A 16,916-nucleotide genomic window follows, 5' to 3' on the forward strand; every position below is an offset into this window, starting at 1 on the left:
TAAATTATAAATTAGAATAGAGAAGGGAGTACTATGGAAGTTTCGATATTAAAGCATATACAAGACACTGTTATAAAATATGCAAATGTAATTTCTACTATAATAAAAGTTGAAGTCGAGATTGTAGATAAAAACCTTATCAGAATTGCAGGTACTGGTATTTATAAGAATAGAATCAATGAGAATATATCAAAGAAAGGGTACATCTATAAACATACTTTAACAACAGGAGAAAATCACATTGTAAAAAACCCAGGAGCCCATTATCTATGTGAGGAATGTGTTGACAAAGATTGCTGTATTGAAAAAATGCAGGTATGTAATCCTATAAAGTTAAACAATGAAATAATAGGTGTAATAGGCCTAATTTGTTCAAATGAAGATCAAAAAGAACATCTAATTAGAAATTTAGACTTTTATTTGGAGTTTTTATCTCAAATAGGAGAGTTTATTAGCGCCAAGGCTTATGAATACTCAGAAAATAAACGAGATCAGATGATGGTAGAAGTTTTAAAGCAGGTTATCGATAGTGTAGATAAAGGTGTTCTAATCATAAATAATGATAGTGAAATTGTGCACATGAACAGTAGTGCTATGAAACAATTAAAGCTTACAGCAGCCCATCTAAATAAAGTAATAGATATAAATGCTACTAGTGAATATATAATGGGTGGAGAAATGTACACTATAAATGTAGATGGAAGAAAGATTAATCTTATGGGAAGATTGATACCAGTTTATCCTATATTGGGAGAATACGATAAGATATTTATTTTTAATGAGCTAAAGAAGGTAAAAACAGAAATATATGAAACAGCTTATGCATGGAAACCTATTAAAACTGAGGATATTGCAGGAACATCTAGAGCTATGACACTGCTAAAGGAGAAAATAAAAAAGGTAGCATCCTCAAAGTCTACAGTGCTTATTACAGGGGAGAGTGGTACTGGTAAAGAGCTTATTGCAAGAGCTGTCCATTCAGAGAGTGATAGAAATGGCAAGCCTTTTATAGCAATTAACTGTGGTGCAATACCGGATACCTTGCTAGAGAGTGAGCTATTTGGGTATGTGAGAGGTGCATTTAGTGGCGCTGATCCAGGCGGTAGAATAGGGAAATTTGAATTAGCTAATAAAGGTACAATATTTTTAGACGAAATAGGTGATATGCCACTTTATCTTCAAGTTAAGCTTTTGAGGGTTCTTCAAGAAAGAAAAATTGCCAGAATAGGTTCAAATCAACTTATAGAGCTAGATATCAGGGTGATTGCTGCAACAAACAAAGATATAAGAAAGCTTATAAGTGAAAATAAATTTAGAGAGGATTTATATTATCGTCTTAATGTTATTCCAATGGAGATTCCACCTTTGAGAGCAAGAAGGGAAGATATTGAGCCTATAGCTATGAATATGGTGGAAAAGTATAATAAGCTATTTGATAAATCTGTCCATTTAATAGATAATCAGGCAAAACAAATGCTTATAAATTACTCTTGGCCAGGTAATGTTAGAGAACTAGAAAACACAATAGAGTTTATGATAAATATGGCAGATGAAAGTGGAGTATTAAAGTTAGAAATGCTGCCTCAGAATATTGTAGATTATGAAAACACTGAGGACAGTGAGCAAAATCAAGAAAATGTTATAAGAAAACTTAAGGATATAGAAAAGGAATATATATTAAAAGCTATTGAGATTTATGGTGATGACACAAAAGGCAAACAAGCGGCAGCTAAGCAATTAGGAATTGGAATAGCTACTCTCTATAGAAAATTAGAAGGAATTAAGTAATTATCAATTTGATAACGAAAAATGTAAAAAAATAGATTATGAGTAAAAAGTATGCATGGAGTAAAATGTAGATCCATGCATATTTTTTTGTGTTTAAAAATTTTTTTATAATCTTAAAGTATTGATATTTGCTAATAGTCTGATTTTATGAAAAAGTTTTCATGAAAAAAATCGAGTTTTGGCACGCTAATTGCTATGAAGTAGTTGTGTAGAAAAAATCAAGGGAGAGAGGTATTAATATGGACCGTAAAATACAATGGCAAGAAAATAATATGTTATCAAAGAATAATAAGGTATCTGTTGACTTTTTAGGACATGAAGAAATAAAGAAGGCTAGAAATTTTCATGAAAGCTTTCCGCAGTACTCAAGAACCCCATTAGTAGGATTAGATAACTTAGCAAAAAACCTAGGATTAGGTGGAATTTATATAAAAGATGAATCATATCGTTTTGGATTAAATGCATTTAAGGTTCTTGGAGGATCTTTTGCTATGGCTAAATATCTAGCAGAAAGATTAGACAAAGATATTTCAGAACTTAATTTTGAAAAACTTACTTCTGATGAAACAAGAAAAGAACTTGGAGAAATTACTTTTGTAACTGCTACTGATGGAAATCATGGTCGTGGAGTTGCATGGACAGCTAATCAATTAAAACAAAAATCAGTTGTATATATGCCAAAGGGATCATCATTAACTCGTCTAGAAAACATTCGTGCAGAAGGTGCTGAGGCATCAATAACTGATATGAATTATGATGATGCAGTTAGATTAGGAGCAAAATATGCAGAAGAGCACGATGGAGTTATGGTTCAAGATACAGCATGGGAAGGATATGAAAAAATTCCAACATGGATAATGCAGGGATATGGAACTATGGCATCTGAAGCTTTAGAACAGTTAAGAGAATTAAATATTGAAAGACCTACACATATTTTTGTACAAGCTGGAGTTGGTTCTTTAGCAGGAGCTGTTCAAGGTTACTTTGCATCAGTATTTGGAGCTGAATGTCCAACTACTGTAATAGTAGAAGCAGATGAAGCAGCTTGTTTATACAAATCAGCAGTAGCTGGAGATGGAAAAGCTAGAGCAGTTACAGGAGATATGCCAACTATAATGGCTGGACTAGCTTGTGGAGAAGCTAACACTATAGGATGGGAAGTATTAAAAGGATATAGCAAAGTATTCGTATCATGCCCTGACTGGGTTTCAGCAAAGGGAATGAGAATGTTAGGTAACCCATTAAAAGGTGATAACAAGGTTGTTTCAGGAGAATCAGGTGCAGTTACAGCGGGACTTATAGCATCAATAATGACTAGAGAAGATATGAAAGAGCTTAGAGAAAAATTAAACTTAAATGAAAATTCAAGAGTACTTTTATTTAGTACAGAGGGAGACACTGATCCTGATAAATACAGAAGTATAGTATGGGATGGAGAATACGGAAGCTACTAATTAAAATAAGTTTAAAGTTAAAATAAAATGAAGGTGAGGAAAAGCAATATGCTAACTAATGAAAGAAAAGAACAATTAACTAAATTATGTCAAGAATTATTACGTAATCCAAGCGTTTCTGGGGAAGAAGATAAAGTAGTAGAGGCTATAAAAAAAGCGTTTAAAGAAATGGGATATGATGACTGTTTCGTAGATGCTTATGGAAACGTAATTGGACACATAAAAGGAAACAAACCAGGAAAATCAATACTATTTGATGGTCATATAGATACAGTTCCAGTTCCAGACGATTCAAAGTGGAAACATGCACCATTTGGTGGAGAAATAGAAGATGGAAAAATATATGGTCGTGGAGCTTCAGACATGAAAGGTGCAGTAAGTGCAATGATAGCTGCAGTATCATACTTTGCTGAAGATACAAAGAAAGATTTTGCAGGAGACCTTTATGTAGCAGGAGTTGTTCATGAAGAAATATTTGAAGGAATTGCTGCTCGTAAAATAAGTGAAGCTATAAATCCAGATTTAGTTGTAATTGGAGAAGCTTCAGAGCTTAACCTTAAGAGAGGACAACGTGGTCGTGCTGAAGTAGTTATAGAAACTTTCGGAAAGCCAGCACACTCAGCTAACCCAGAAAAAGGTATAAACGCTGTATATAAAATGTCAAAAATAATTGAAAAAGTTCAGGATATTGAAACTATAGAGCAACCAGTATTAGGAAAAGGAATACTTGTTCTTACAGACATAAAATCTTCTCCATATCCAGGAGCTTCAGTAGTTCCAGATTACTGTAAGGCTACTTTTGATAGAAGACTTCTTGTAGGAGAAACTAAAGAATCTGTACTTGCACCAGTTATAGCATTAGTTGAAGAGTTAAAGAAGCAAGATCCAGAATTAGATGCAAAGGTATCTTATGCTATAGGTAAAGAAAGATGCTTTACTGGAGAAGTTATTGAAGGAGAAAGATTCTTCCCAGGTTGGTTATATGATGAAGAGGATGATTTTGTACAAGCTGCTTACAAAGGATTAAAAGATGTTGGAATTAATCCAGAGATTGCACACTACTCATTCTGTACAAATGGAAGCCACTATGCAGGAGAAAAGGGAATAAAGACAATAGGCTTTGGTCCTTCAAAAGAAAATCTTGCACATACAATAGATGAATATATTGAGCAAGAGCAGTTATACAAAGGCGCAGAAGGATACTACGGAATATTAAAATCAGTATATAGTAAATAATGAAGGTGATTAATAATGAGAACCATAATTAGAAATGGGTTAGTTATAGATGGAACAGGAGATAAGGCCTATAAGGCCGATCTCCTTATAGAAAATGACCGTATTGCAAAAATAGGTCAACTAGAAGAGAGTAGCATTGACAGAACAATTGATGCAAAGGGAATGATAGTGTGTCCAGGATTTATAGATACACATAGCCACTCTGACCTTAAAATACTTGTAAATCCTTTTAACGAGACAAAAATAAGACAAGGTATAACAACAGAAGTTTTAGGACAAGATGGTATATCAATGGCACCGCTTCCAAAGCAGTATATAAGTCCTTGGAGAAAAAATCTAGCAGGATTAGATGGTGACAGCAATGAAATAGATTGGACATATGAAACTACTGACAACTATCTAAAAATGATGGAACAAAAGGGTATTGGATTAAACCAAAGTTATCTAGTACCACATGGAAATGTTCGTATGGAAGTTTTAGGATTAGACAACAAACAACCAAATGCTGAAGAAATACAAAAGATGTGTGAAGTTACTAGAAGAGAAATGGAAGCTGGAGCTTATGGACTTTCTACTGGACTCATATATATGCCATGTGCATATTCACAGACTAATGAAATAATTGAAATGTGTAAAGTTGTAGCTGAGTACGATGGGGTATTTGTTGTCCATCAAAGAAGTGAAGCAGACACTATATTAGATTCAATGGAAGAAGTTATTGAAATAGGTAGAAAGTCTGGTGTAAAAATTCACTTCTCACACTTCAAGGTTTGTGGAAAGAAAAACTGGAAATATATAGATCAGGTAATAGAACTTCTTGAAAAGGCAAAGGCTGAGGGAATAACAGTTTCCTTTGACCAGTATCCATATGTAGCTGGAAGCACAATGCTTGGAGTTATCCTTCCACCTTGGGCTCATGATGGAGGAACTGATAAGCTTCTAGAAAGACTTAAGAATCCAGAAATGAGAGCAAAGATGGTAGAGGATATGGAGAATGGTATACCAGGTTGGGATAACTTCGTTGACTTTGCTGGCATGGATCAAATTTTTGTTACAAGTGTAAAAACAGAAAAGAACGAGGATTTAGTAGGAAAGAGCTTAGTAGAAATAGGAGAAATAAGAGGTAAAAACCCTTATGATGCTACCTTCAATCTTCTTTATGAAGAAGAAAATGCTGTTGGAATGGTAGATTTCTATGGTCTCGAAGAGCATGTAATAAAATTCCTAAATAGACCAGAGCAAAATGTTTGTACAGATGGTCTTTTAGCAGGAAAACCTCATCCAAGAGTATTTGGAGCATTTCCAAGAGTTCTCGGAAAATACGTGAGGGAAGAGAAAGCGTTAACCTTTGAGCAAGCTATCTATAAAATGACAAAAAAACCTGCAGAGGCTTTTGGATTTAAAGAGAGAGGTACTTTAACAGCTGGCAATTATGCAGATATAGTTATATTTGATCCAGAAACTGTACAAGATAAGGGGACTTATGTGGATCCTATTCAGTATCCAGAAGGAATTCAATACGTCATTATAAATGGAAACGTAGTTATAGATGATGGAAAGTATGAAAAAGTATTAGCAGGCAAGGTATTAAGAAAAGCTAGGTCCTAAGACAACTTAATAATAGTTTAGCAAGGAGGCACAAGGATGCTGTTAGTAGGTAATGGAAGATTAGTTACACAAAATAATAAAGCACCATACATTGAAAACGGTTGTGTAGCAATAGAAGAGAATATTATAAAAGAATTTGGAAGTACAGCAGATATTAGAAAAAAATATCCAGATGCAGAATTCATAGATGCTAAGGGAAAAGTAATTATGCCTGGTATGATAAATACTCACATGCATTTTTACAGCTCCTTTGCTAGAGGAATATCCTCAGCACCATCATATAATTTTGTAGAAATACTTGAAAATCTTTGGTGGAAGCTTGATAAAGTCCTTACACTTGAGGATGTAAAATATAGTGCCTTAATTACAATAATAGATTGTATAAAAAATGGAACAACTACTATATTTGACCACCATGCAAGCCCAATGGCTATTACAAACAGTTTGTTTACAATGGCAGAAGCTTCAAAGGAAATGGGCGTTAGAAGTTGTCTTTGCTACGAAGTCTCAGATAGAGATGGAAAAGAAATAATGGAAGAAGGCATAAGAGAGAATGTTAACTTCATAAAACATGCTAATGCTGATGATAGCGACATGCTAAAGGGAATGTTTGGATTACATGCTTCAATGACACTTTCTAATGAGACAATGGAAAAATGTGCTGAGGCTATGGTTGGTTTAAATAGTGGATATCATATACACACTGCTGAAGGAATAGCAGATGTTTATGATTCGTTAAATAAATATGGTAAAAGAGTAGTTCAAAGACTTATGGATTTTAATATGTTAGGCGAAAAAACTATTACTCCTCATTGTATTCATGTAAACAATTTTGAAATGGAGATTTTAAAGGAATCCAAAACCAATGTAGTGCATAATCCTGAATCTAATATGGGAAATGCAGTAGGATGCGCACCTGTATTAGAAATGATGAATAAGGGAATAACTGTAGGACTTGGCACTGATGGATATACTAGTGATATGTTTGAATCTATGAAGGTAGCTAATATACTGCACAAGCATAATCTTTCTAATCCAAGTGTAGCATGGGGAGAAGTTCCTACTATGTTATTTAATAATAATAAAGCAATAGCGTCTAAGTATTTTGAGAAAACTCTTGGAAGTATAGAAGAGGGTGCTTATGCTGATTTAATTATAGTGGACTATACTCCGCATACTATAATGAATGAAAATAATTACAATGGTCATATTCTATTTGGAATGACTGGAAGAAGTGTTGACACAACTATAGTAAATGGAAAAGTTCTTATGAAGGATAGAGTAATAACAGGAATAGATGAAGAATTAATTTATGCTAAATCAAGAGAATTAGCAGCAAAATTATGGGATAGATTTTAATAAATTTATGGGGTGGAAAAATGGTAGAAGAAAAAGTTAAAAATGATGTTGTTAATATTGCACCTGTTGATGAACCAATGAGTTTAGGGAAAGCATGGATATTTTCAATACAGCACGTATTTGCAATGTGTGCTGGTGCTGTGGCAGTGCCAATAATTGTAGGAGGTGCTGCAGGGCTGTCACCAGCGGAAATAGTTTTTCTTATCAACGCTGGATTATTTATGGCTGGTATTGCAACATTAATCCAAAGTGCTGGAGTTAAGGGATACCTAGGAGCTAAGATACCAGTTATAGAAGGTACAAGTTTCGCTGCTGTAGCAGCTATGGCAGCTATAGCTAGTACCTACAAGGGAAACTCAACTTTGGCTATGACAACGATTTATGGAGCGGTAATTGCAGCTGGTTTAGTTGGAATTGTTTTAGCTCCATTATTCGGAAAATTAATAAGGTTCTTTCCTAAGGTAGTTACTGGTACAGTGGTACTTACAATAGGTATATCTCTATTACCTACAGCTGTTAAGTGGATAACAAATAGTGCGGTAAAGCCTGCAACTCCATCACAACTATATTTGGCTTTATCGGTTTTAGGAATAACATTATTACTATTTAAGATCTTAAAGGGAATTTGGAATAGTGCGGCTATATTATTTGGATTAGTTTTAGGAACAATACTTGCAGCTATGTTTGGAATGGTAGATTTTAAACCTGTTATGCAAGCTGGTTGGTTTAGTGTAAATATGCCTTTACACTTTGGAGCACCTAGATTTGATCCTTCAGCTATAATCTCCATTGGATTAGTTATGCTAGTGCTAATGACGGAATCTACAGGTAACATGATGGCTGTTCATGAAATGGTTGATAAGCCTGTAGAAGGAAAAAATATAACAAGAGGACTTATGGCAGATAGTATCTCAACTCTTCTTGCAGGTATTTTTAACAGTTTCCCACAAACACCATTTGCACAAAATGTAGGGTTAGTTAGTCTTACAGGTATTAAGTCAAGATTCGTAGCTATATATGCTGGAGTGATACTACTAGTTTTAAGTTTTATTCCTAAGTTTGGTGCATTAATCGTAGCTATACCGAAGCCAGTATTAGGTGGGGTTGGATTTGCTATGTTTGGTATGGTCTTGGTTGGTGGTATAAGAACTCTAGGAAAAGTTCAATATGACGGAACTAAAAACGCAGTAATAGTTGCAGTTAGTGTAGGGCTTGCAATGATTCCAGTGGCAAATGACGGATTTTATCATAACTTTCCAAATTGGGTGCAAACAATTTTCCATAGTGGTATAACTACAGGAAGCTTGGCAGCAGTACTTCTAAATATATTCTTTAATGAGATAGGGAAAAAGGAAAACAAACAAGCTTAACCAGCAGTAGTAGATAATGATTTGGAAGGAGATTTTTCAATGGGTATAGTTCTTAAAGGTGGAAGGATTATAACTGCAGCAGATAGTTATGAAGCAGATATAAAAATAGAAGGGGAAAAAATTGTTGCTATAGGAGATAACCTAGAATGTGAAGGAGACAAGGTAGTTTCGGTAGCGGGCTGCTACCTCCTTCCAGGAGGTATAGATCCTCATACCCATTTTGATTTAGATGTTGGTTCTACTATTACTGCAGATGACTTTGAAAGTGGAACACGAGCTGCAATAGTCGGAGGAACAACTACTATAATCGATTTTGCAACTCAAAACAAAGGGGAAACTTTAAAAAAGGCATTACAAAATTGGAACGAAAAAGCGAAGGGGAAGTGTTATTGCGATTATGGCTTCCATATGGCGATAACTGACTGGAATGAAAGTATATGTAATGAAATGGGCGATATGATAAAAGAAGGTGTACCTTCTTTTAAGATGTATATGGCATACAAAAATACCTTGCAGGTGGATGATGGGTCTATCTTTAGGGCATTAAAAAAGAGCAGCGAAATAGGAGCTTTAATCGGATTTCATTGTGAAAATGGAGATGTAATAGATGTATTGGTGAATGAAGCTAAAAGTAAGGGGAACACATCACCAAAATATCATTCAGAAACTAGGCCGGCAGAGGCAGAAAAAGAAGCAGTATTTAGAGCAATACAGCTTGGGGAATTAGCAAGTGTACCTGTTTATATAGTACATTTAAGCTCAAAGGAAGCACTTAGTATTGCTATGGAAGCAAGAAAAAGAGGAGCAGAGGTTTACGTGGAGACTTGCCCACAGTATTTATTATTAAATGACTCATATTATGATCCAAAAGGGGAAGATGAGTTTAGTGGAGCAAAATATGTAATGTCTCCTCCTCTAAGAAAATCTGATGATCAGAAGTCACTTTGGAAGGGGCTTAAATTCAATGAAATAGATACTGTGGCCACAGATCATTGTTCATTTAATTACAAAGGGCAGAAGGATATAGGAATTAAAGATTTTAGTAAAATACCAAATGGAGCTCCTGGAGTAGAAAATAGAATGGCTTTACTTTATACCTATGGAGTAGCTACTGGAGCAATAACTGAAAATCAGTGGGTATCATTGACATCAACAAATGCTGCAAAGTTATTTGGACTTTTCCCACAAAAAGGAACAATACAGGTAGGAAGCGATGCAGATATCGTTGTGTGGGATCCAGAATATAGAGGAGTAATAACTGCTGAGAATCAAATACAAAATGTTGACTATAATCCTTATGAAGGCTTTGATCAAAGGGGAAAAGTACTTCATGTATTTTTAAGAGGGGGACAAATTGTTGTTAATTCAAATATAGTGTCAAAATCCCCTGATGGAATATACTTGCATAGAAAACCATTTTCCAAAAAATAATTAGGTAAGGCATCTGAAAGAAAATAATAAGACCCAAAATAGGTTGAATATTTTTTTGAAGATGCCTTTAATAGAGAGAGAGGAATTTAAAATGTTTGAAGTAAATGTAAATGGTAAGTGTTATAAATCTGAAATAGACATGCCATTAATGGATTTCCTACGTGATGAGTTAAAAATAACATCAGTAAAGAACGGATGTAAAGAAGGTGCTTGTGGAACTTGTACTGTTATTATTGATGGAAAAACAACTCGTGCCTGCGTACAAAAGCTTTCTAGATTAGAAGGAAAGAAGATACAAACTATAGAAGGATTTACAGAAAGAGAGAGGGACGTATTTGTATATGCTTTTGCTGCTGCAGGAGCTGTACAATGTGGATTCTGTATTCCAGGTATGGTTATATGCGGTAAATGTTTAATTGATCAAAATCCAGATCCTACAAGCGAGGATATAAAACAGGCTATTCGTACTAATATTTGCCGTTGTACTGGATATGCTAAGATTGAAGAAGGTATTCTTTTAGCTGCAAAAATGCTAAGAGAAAACTTGGAAATCCCTGAATTAAAACAAACAGGTAAGGTTGGAGAGAGAGTCTGCCGTGTGGATGCTCGTGAGAAGACATTGGGAACAGCAAAATACGTGGATGACTATGAGTTTGAGGGTATGCTTTACGGAAAGAATGTATTCAGTAAGTATGCTCGTGCAAAAGTATTATCTATCGATACAAGCAAGGCTCTTCAAATGCCAGGAGTTGTTGCTGTATACACGGCAAAGGATATTCCAGGAAAGAGATATATTGGTCACTTAGCACAAGACTGGCCAGGTATGATTGATATAGGAGAGGAAACTAAATGCATTGGTGATACTCTTGCAATGGTGGTTGCTGAAACAAAAGAACAGGCAGTGGCAGCTGTAAAAGCCGTGGAAGTAGAATATGAAGAATTAGAACCAATTCGTACTCCACAGGAGGCTGCTGTTCCAGGAGCTCACCAAGTACATGGAGAAGGCTTTATGCAATTCGGTAAGTTTAGAATTCCAGAAAACAACTTATTGGATCATGAAGAAGTAAAAAGAGGAGATGCGGAAACTGCACTTGCAAATTCTAAGTTTGTAGTGGAAGGTACTTTTCACGTTCCACCACAAGAACATGCTTTCATGGAACCAGAAACTGCAATTGGATTACCTGATGGAGATGGCGTAAAGGTTATAACTGGTGGACAAGGTATTTATGATGAATATCATGAAATTAGTAATTATCTTGGACTTCCAATGGAAAAGGTAAGAATACAAAGTGCTTTTGTCGGCGGAGGATTCGGTGGTAAGGAAGATATGAGTGTGCAGCATCAAGCAGCACTTTGTGCGTACTTGACTAAGAGACCAGTAAAAGTATGGCTTAGCCGTCAGGAAAGTATAAACTATCATCCAAAACGTCATGCAATGGATATTTACGTAAAAGTTGGTTGCGATGAAAATGGTATATTACAAGGAATGAAAGCTAGACTTACCTCTGATACAGGTGCTTATGCTTCTCTTGGTGGTCCAGTTCTACAAAGAGCTTGTACTCATGCAGGAGGCCCTTATAATTATCAAAATATGGACATTGAAGGAAATGCTTACTATACTAATAATCCACCTGCGGGTGCTTTCCGTGGCTTTGGAGTAACACAGTCTTGTGCAGCAGTAGAGCCACTTATAAATCAGCTTGCAGAGAAGGTTGGAATTTCTGGATGGGAGTTCCGTTATAGAAATGCTATTAGACCAGGACAATCACTACCTAATGGACAGATAGCAGATGAAGGAACTGCTATGGCAGAAACATTAGAAGCAGTAAAAGAAGAATTTGAAAAGTATGAAGCAGATCCAAATTACTATGTAGGAATTGCTTCAGCAATGAAAAATGCAGGTCTTGGAGTAGGTGTCCCTGATACCGGACGTTGTAACCTAAAAGTAATAGATGGAAAAGTTTATGTAAGATCTTCTGCTGCTGCAATTGGACAAGGTTTACAAACTGTGTTAATGCAGATGGTAGCTGAAACAACAGGATTGGCTCCAGATACAATTGTCGTTGAACATCCTGATACTAAGTATACACCTGACTCAGGAACTACAACAGCGTCTCGCCAAACTGTATTTGCAGGGGAAGCAGCACATCAATCATCATTGCAATTAAAAGCTGATTTAGACAAAGGAAATACATTAAAAGATTTAGAGGGCAAAGAATATATTGGAGAATTTGATTTTAAATCAGATCCAATCGGTTCTGATAAACCTAATCCAGTAAGCCACGTTGCTTATGGATATGCAACACAACTTGTTGTTATCGATAAGGAAGGAAAGCTAGTAAAGGTTATTGCTGCACATGACATTGGTAGAGCAATTAATCCTCTTTCTGCAGAAGGTCAGGTAGAAGGTGGGGTAGCTATGGGGCTTGGATATGGTTTAACAGAAAACTTCCCACTAAAAGAGGGGGTTCCTCAAGTAAAACTAGGTACTATAGGACTTTTAAAGTCAAGTCAAATGCCACATGTTGAAACTCATTTAATTGAGAAAAATGATCCTAATTCCGTTGCATATGGTGGTAAGGGTATCGGTGAAATAGTATGCTGTGTAGCTGCACCAGCATGTCAAAATGCGTACTACAAAAAAGACGGCGAATTCAGATATAATTATCCTCTTGAAGATACTGCTTACAGAAAGAAAAAGTAGACATAATAACTTATATCAATAAAGGACATCTAAACATTGTAGATGTCCTTTATTGATATCTCAGAAATTTAAGATGTAATAAAATAAAATTATTTGGAGATTAGAGAATGAATAATAATTATTGGTTAAAGAATGTATTACTAGAAGATGGATTTATATATGAAAAAAGTGATATAGTAGGTACCAAAACATCTATTTATAATATTCTTATTAAGGATGGTAAGGTAGAGGACTTTGTAGAAGGAGAAATAAACTGTGAAGGGATAAATATTGTTGATGGAAAAGGATTACTTATTCTCCCTGGATTTCATGAAAATCACATACATATAGATAAGACTTATTATGGTAGTGAATGGCAAGCTTGCAAACCTTTTAGGGGTGTAGCAGGGCGTATAGAAGAAGAAAAAACACTCTTAGTTGATCAATTTCCAACACTAGTAGATAGGGCTGAAAAAGTGTTAAAGCTTTTATCAGATAACGGAGCAGTGCATGTTCGTACTCATTGTAATGTAGATCAGATATGCTGTTTAAAAAATGTTGAAGGTACCTTAAAGGCTCTCCAATCTTTCAACAATAAGATGACTTATGATATAGTAGCATTCCCACAACATGGCCTTTTAAAAGGTAATACGGTGTCACTTATAAAAGAGGCTATGAATATGGGGGGCAATGTAATGGGAGGACTGGACCCTGCTAATGTTGATGGAGATATAGATAAATCTCTAAATACTATAATGGATATTGCAACTAATTTTGATTCGGATATAGATATTCATCTACATGATGGTGGTAGTCTAGGTATCTTTACGATAAAGAGATTAATAAGGCTTGTAGAGGAAGCAAAGTGGCAAGGAAGAGTCAACATAAGTCATTGCTATTGCTTAGCTCATGTTTCTAGTGAAGAGGCTTCGATGATGGCTGAGGCTATGGCAGCTAGTGGAATAAGCATATCTTCCTCAATTCCAATAGATATCCCAGTTATACCTATACCTATGCTTCATGAAAAAGGCGTGAAGGTTGCAGCTGTAAATGATAGTATTACAGATCATTGGTTTCCATTTGGAACTGGAGACATGCTTGAAAGAGCAACAAGATTATGTGAAAGGTTTGGCTGGATAGATGAATACTCATTATCTAGAGGAATTAGTTTTATTACAGGTGGAAAGACGATTCTAGATGCTAAAGGAAATAGAATATGGCCACAAATAGGAGATGATGCTAGTTTTGTTTTGACGAAAGCATCCTGTTCAGCAGAAGCTGTGGCTAGAAGAACTGAAAGAAAAGCTGTGGTCTTTAAAGGGGAAATAATAAAGAATAATATACTATAGGGTGTTACTAACACCCTATTTTAATTTCTTTATTTATATTTCCTAGCATAAAGGCAATCACCAAGGACTCTAGTAGCATCCAAGAGTCTCTGGTGATTGTTCTCGCGTTGGAAATTAATGTTGGCATGCATTTTATGACGAAATATGAGAGCTTTTAAAACTTTTTGCGGAACTTCTACGTCTATTATTATGAAAACATATGGATAGATAAATATTGATTGAAAATATTTTTAAAGACAATTAGCAAAGGAGATGGTGTTTTTTATGTTAAACAATATGCAGAATCGTCGATATATCACTGGATTAGATGGACTTCGAGCCTTTGCAGTACTAGCAGTTATTGCTTATCACTTTGGATTCAGCTGGGCTATGGGTGGATTTTTAGGGGTTGATATCTTTTTTGTTATATCTGGTTATCTTATAACATCCCAAATATTAACTTCACTAGGAAGTGACTTTAATTTTAGTTTGAAGGAATTTTGGATTAGACGTATTAGAAGGTTGCTACCAGCTGCTTATGTAATGATTATAACTATTTTTACATGGGTGACACTGTTTAATCGAAAAATAATAACTACAGTTTTAAAGGATGGAATATCTTCTATTATTTATGCAAGTAATTGGTGGTTTATTTTTCACAAGATCTCTTATTTCGATAGTTTTGGTTCACCTTCACCTTTTAAAAATCTTTGGTCCTTAGCAATAGAAGAACAATTCTACATAATATGGCCTATTATTCTGATAATAGGGCTTAAGGTTTTTAAAAAGCGAACAAAGTTTGCTAACATTGTTTTCATTGGAGCGGTATGTTCAGCTATGTTAATGGGTATATTGTATAATCCAGGTGAGGATCCGAGTCGTGTATACTATGGGACGGATACCCGCGCTTTTGAATTACTTATAGGCGGTTGGCTAGCTATGATTTTTCCAATGAAAAGATTTTTATCACAAAATAATGCTACTATGAGAAAAAGAAAAGCATTGAATATTACTAGTATGATTACTTTCACTATTTTTATTTTTAGCGTAGTTTTCATGAATGAATATCAAACATTTTTATATAGGGGTGGTATGTTTCTGTTTAGCTTAAATTCAGCCATACTTATAGCTTGTGTTTGTAGTCCTAACAGTTATTTAGGTCATTTACTTTCGTGGAAGCCTCTACGCTGGATTGGTAAAAGATCCTATGGTATTTATCTTTGGCATTATCCTATTATTGTTTTGAGTACTCCTGTTTATGAAATAGGAAATCAAACAGGCTGGCGTGTATGTGCGCAACTGGCTATTACATTTATTATTGCAGAGTTTTCATACCGTTTTATAGAAACACCTATACAAAAGTATGGATTTAAAGGATTTTTTAGGAGATGTCTAACAATCAATGGTTTTCGCTTTAGAAGACTATCTTTGGCTAGAATGACTGCAATTGTAATTGTACCTATAGTACTTGTTGTGGTTACTGCTGTAAGCACCATTGCAACAAAAGCAGAGCAGCAAGGGGAAAAGGTTAAAGCAGCTCAATCTGAAACAATTACCAATAATACAGAGAAATCTTCTATAAGTAAAGATTCAGATATAAGCTCTGATAAAAAAAGTGAGACAAGTTCTCCGGCTGCCACTAAATCTTACAATGAAATATTGGCTATAGGAGATTCTGTCATGTTAGATATTGCATCAAATCTTAATAAAGTATATCCTAACATCACGATTGATGGAAAAGTTGGAAGGCAACTGAATCAAGCTATTGAGCTGGCACCTACTTATGCAGCTTTTAATGATGCAAATAAAGCTGTCATTATTGAGTTGGGGACAAATGGTTATTTTACTGATAAAGAGATTGATAATCTGCTTAATTCTTTTAATAAAGCGCATATCTATTTAGTAAATGTACGTGTACCACGCCAATGGGAAAAGCAAGTGAATAATGCTTTAAATAAAAAAGCTAAAGAAAGAGATAATGTAACTTTAATTGATTGGTATTCTTCATCAATTAACCATCCTGAGTATTTTGTATCTGACGGTGTGCATTTGCAGCCTAAAGGGATTGAAGCTTTAACATCCCTTATAGATCAAGCTTTAAGTGAAAATAAAAATATTAAATAGTTACAATATTTTTCTTTTATAAACCATATGTCTTCTTTGAATGAATGAACTCGTTCGTTATTTAAAGGGGAGTCTCAGATGGGTAGAAAAAATTCTAAAAAAGCTAATGGATAAGCTGTTTCAAAAGTAATAAATTACTTTTGAAACAGCTTCTATACTAAACTTATGCTATATACATTTCTAATGTTATAATTTAATTTTTACTAAATATCATGTGTATAACCTATTATATTAAACTCCTTATTTAGAGAATCAATAAACTGATTATAGAAAGAACACTTAAGCTTTATGCATGTAGCTAAATGTATAGTGTCCACACCCTTTATTTTCATTCTATTTGCTCTATCTAGCACCTGATCTATAGAATCTTGGCTACAACCATTACAGTGAACAAAAGATATTATTTGCGAATCTTTATCATAATTCTCAAAAGCTGCTGCTCTTTCATTATAGGCTTTAAAGCACCCGAAGCTAGTACATTCCTTACTTTCGTTATAACAATTAATAATGCCAATTTTACTCATAATTATAATTC

At 34.7% G+C, this 16,916-nt stretch carries 11 protein-coding genes; 10 read left to right on the forward strand and 1 reads right to left on the reverse strand.

The features are described from left to right. The first annotated feature begins 33 nt into the window (after nt 1-33). The 10 genes from I6U51_RS09300 (at nt 34) to I6U51_RS09345 (ending at nt 16,381) form a co-directional block, all read left to right on the forward strand. Nucleotides 34-1,788 carry a sigma-54 interaction domain-containing protein gene (locus tag I6U51_RS09300; protein WP_211142386.1) on the forward strand — a complete coding sequence of 585 codons (1,755 nt, stop codon included), beginning with the start codon at nt 34-36 and terminating at the stop codon, nt 1,786-1,788. Nucleotides 1,789-2,027: 239 nt separating this feature from the next. Beyond that, nucleotides 2,028-3,242 (forward strand): diaminopropionate ammonia-lyase, encoded by a 1,215-nt coding sequence (gene dpaL / locus I6U51_RS09305; RefSeq protein WP_211142387.1) that lies wholly within the window; start codon nt 2,028-2,030, stop codon nt 3,240-3,242. Between the two features lie 27 nt (nt 3,243-3,269). Continuing rightward, a complete protein-coding gene (locus tag I6U51_RS09310; RefSeq protein WP_281395946.1) occupies nt 3,270-4,478 on the forward strand; it encodes a YgeY family selenium metabolism-linked hydrolase in 1,209 nt (402 codons plus the stop codon). A gap of 15 nt (nt 4,479-4,493) precedes the next feature. Continuing rightward, on the forward strand, nt 4,494-6,086 hold the full coding sequence (locus tag I6U51_RS09315; protein ID WP_211142388.1) for an N-acyl-D-amino-acid deacylase family protein: 1,593 nt from the start codon (nt 4,494-4,496) through the stop codon (nt 6,084-6,086). Nucleotides 6,087-6,122: 36 nt separating this feature from the next. After that, a complete protein-coding gene (gene ssnA / locus I6U51_RS09320; RefSeq protein WP_211142389.1) occupies nt 6,123-7,445 on the forward strand; it encodes a putative aminohydrolase SsnA in 1,323 nt (440 codons plus the stop codon). Between the two features lie 20 nt (nt 7,446-7,465). Beyond that, the gene (locus I6U51_RS09325; RefSeq protein WP_211142390.1) at nt 7,466-8,815 is read left to right on the forward strand and encodes a nucleobase:cation symporter-2 family protein; all 1,350 of its coding nucleotides are present in this window, start codon (nt 7,466-7,468) and stop codon (nt 8,813-8,815) included. 39 nt (nt 8,816-8,854) lie between these two features. Beyond that, the gene (gene hydA / locus I6U51_RS09330; RefSeq protein WP_211142391.1) at nt 8,855-10,246 is read left to right on the forward strand and encodes a dihydropyrimidinase; all 1,392 of its coding nucleotides are present in this window, start codon (nt 8,855-8,857) and stop codon (nt 10,244-10,246) included. 91 nt (nt 10,247-10,337) lie between these two features. Next, nucleotides 10,338-12,950, forward strand: coding sequence for a selenium-dependent xanthine dehydrogenase (gene xdh, locus I6U51_RS09335; RefSeq protein WP_211142392.1), 2,613 nt, complete (start codon nt 10,338-10,340; stop codon nt 12,948-12,950). Between the two features lie 107 nt (nt 12,951-13,057). Next, complete coding sequence (locus I6U51_RS09340; protein ID WP_211142393.1) at nt 13,058-14,278, forward strand: amidohydrolase; 1,221 nt, start codon at nt 13,058-13,060, stop codon at nt 14,276-14,278. Nucleotides 14,279-14,542: 264 nt separating this feature from the next. Next, on the forward strand, nt 14,543-16,381 hold the full coding sequence (locus I6U51_RS09345; RefSeq protein ID WP_211142394.1) for an acyltransferase family protein: 1,839 nt from the start codon (nt 14,543-14,545) through the stop codon (nt 16,379-16,381). 203 nt (nt 16,382-16,584) lie between these two features. Here I6U51_RS09345 and I6U51_RS09350 read toward each other — a convergent pair whose 3' ends face one another. Then, a complete protein-coding gene (locus I6U51_RS09350; RefSeq protein ID WP_211142395.1) occupies nt 16,585-16,905 on the reverse strand; it encodes a CGGC domain-containing protein in 321 nt (106 codons plus the stop codon). Nucleotides 16,906-16,916: the final 11 nt, after the last annotated feature.

This window comes from Clostridium aciditolerans, from assembly GCF_016316925.1.
GTDB classification, from domain to species: domain Bacteria; phylum Bacillota; class Clostridia; order Clostridiales; family Clostridiaceae; genus Clostridium_AM; species Clostridium_AM aciditolerans.

Bases quoted from the DNA above. Each gene is read 5' to 3' on its own strand.
- I6U51_RS09300 (WP_211142386.1), top strand. From the start codon at position 34: ATGGAAGTTTCGATATTAAAGCATATACAAGACACTGTTATAAAATAT.
- dpaL (WP_211142387.1), top strand. From the start codon at position 2,028: ATGGACCGTAAAATACAATGGCAAGAAAATAATATGTTATCAAAGAAT.
- I6U51_RS09310 (WP_281395946.1), top strand. From the start codon at position 3,270: ATGAAGGTGAGGAAAAGCAATATGCTAACTAATGAAAGAAAAGAACAA.
- I6U51_RS09315 (WP_211142388.1), top strand. From the start codon at position 4,494: ATGAGAACCATAATTAGAAATGGGTTAGTTATAGATGGAACAGGAGAT.
- ssnA (WP_211142389.1), top strand. From the start codon at position 6,123: ATGCTGTTAGTAGGTAATGGAAGATTAGTTACACAAAATAATAAAGCA.
- I6U51_RS09325 (WP_211142390.1), top strand. From the start codon at position 7,466: ATGGTAGAAGAAAAAGTTAAAAATGATGTTGTTAATATTGCACCTGTT.
- hydA (WP_211142391.1), top strand. From the start codon at position 8,855: ATGGGTATAGTTCTTAAAGGTGGAAGGATTATAACTGCAGCAGATAGT.
- xdh (WP_211142392.1), top strand. From the start codon at position 10,338: ATGTTTGAAGTAAATGTAAATGGTAAGTGTTATAAATCTGAAATAGAC.
- I6U51_RS09340 (WP_211142393.1), top strand. From the start codon at position 13,058: ATGAATAATAATTATTGGTTAAAGAATGTATTACTAGAAGATGGATTT.
- I6U51_RS09345 (WP_211142394.1), top strand. From the start codon at position 14,543: ATGTTAAACAATATGCAGAATCGTCGATATATCACTGGATTAGATGGA.
- I6U51_RS09350 (WP_211142395.1), bottom strand. From the start codon at position 16,905: ATGAGTAAAATTGGCATTATTAATTGTTATAACGAAAGTAAGGAATGT.